This is a genomic window from Rhizobium rosettiformans W3, from assembly GCF_004912135.1.
GTDB lineage: Bacteria > Pseudomonadota > Alphaproteobacteria > Rhizobiales > Rhizobiaceae > Allorhizobium > Allorhizobium rosettiformans.
Genome location: NZ_STGU01000070.1, coordinates 1 through 1,358, shown reverse-complemented (window position 1 = coordinate 1,358; position 1,358 = coordinate 1). Strand labels below are relative to the sequence as shown.

Genomic DNA, 1,358 nt, shown 5'->3' with positions numbered 1-1,358 from the left:
GATCGTGTCCCATGGAGTGGTGTAGCTTAGACGACCACGGCTCATCCCAGAGGGCCGGATGAGTGTCAGCTTGCGGCTGGCAGGCTGATGAGCGGATCATCGCTCATCGTGGCGATGGTCTCAAGTGTCATGTAGCGGGATCGCTGGACAGCCCACTCGTCGTTTTGTTCGAGGAGCAGCGCTCCCACGAGCCTGACGATTGCGTCATCGTTGGGAAAGATGCCGACGACCTCTGTGCGGCGCTTAATCTCGCCGTTAAGGCGTTCGATCGGATTGGTGCTGTGGAGCTTGGTCCAGTGCTGCCTGGGAAAGGTCATGTAGGCGAGCACGTCCTGTTCGGCACTATCCATCAGCGTGGCGAGTTTCGGCACCTTCGGCCTGATCTGGTCGGCGACATTGCGCCATTGAGTGCTCGCCGCCTCTGGCGTGTCCTGGGCAAAGGCCGTGGCGATGAAGGCGGAGACGACACGCCTTCCGCTCTTTCCGGCATGGGCCAGCGCGTTACGCATGAAGTGAACCCTGCACCTCTGCCAGGTGGCGGAAAGCACCTTCGACACGGCTGCCTTGATACCCTCGTGCGCATCGGAGACGACGAGCTTGACGCCGCGCAGGCCTCGTCTGGTCAGCTTGCGTAGGAACTCGGTCCAGATCGCTTCTGCCTCGGATGTGCCGATTTCCATGCCTAGCACCTCGCGTCGGCCATCGGTGTTCACACCCACGGCGATGATGACCGCGACAGAGACGATGCGACCGCCGCGACGAACCTTCAGGTAGGTGGCATCGATCCAGAGGTATGGCCACTCGCCCTCAATGGGGCGGTCGAGGAAGGCTTTGACCTTGTCATCGATCTCTTCGCAGAGCCGGGATACCTGGCTCTTGGAGATGCCCGACATGCCCATCGCCTTGACGAGATCATCGACTGAGCGGGTTGAAACGCCTTGGATATAGGCTTCCTGAATGACTGCCGTCAGGGCCTTCTCGGCCATGCGGCGCGGCTCCAGGAAACTCGGGAAATAGCTGCCGGTGCGAAGCTTCGGAATACGCAGCTCGACGGTGCCAGCCCGTGTCTCCCAGTCTCGATCGCGGTAGCCGTTGCGCTGGGCAAGTCGGAAGCCGTTCTTCTCGCCATAGCCCGCGCCGGTCTTCGTCCCGACCTCCAGCGCCATCAGCTTCTCGGCAGCAAAGCCGATCATCTCGCGCAGCAAATCGGCGTCGGCGCTCTTCTCAACGAGTGAGCGCAGGTTCATCATGTCGTCGGTCATCGGTGGTGTCCCTCAGGTTGGTCATAAGCAACCCGACCCTACCGGAAATCACCGATGGCTATGAAATCCAGCTACACCACTCCATGGGACACGATC

The 1,358-nt window shown here is 60.9% G+C and carries 1 protein-coding gene; it reads right to left on the bottom strand.

What is annotated here, in order from left to right; translation table 11 throughout:
* Positions 1–65: 65 nt before the first annotated feature.
* The gene (locus tag FAA86_RS24365) at positions 66–1,262 is read right to left on the bottom strand and encodes an IS256 family transposase (protein WP_136543890.1); all 1,197 of its coding nucleotides are present in this window, start codon (positions 1,260–1,262) and stop codon (positions 66–68) included.
* Positions 1,263–1,358: the final 96 nt, after the last annotated feature.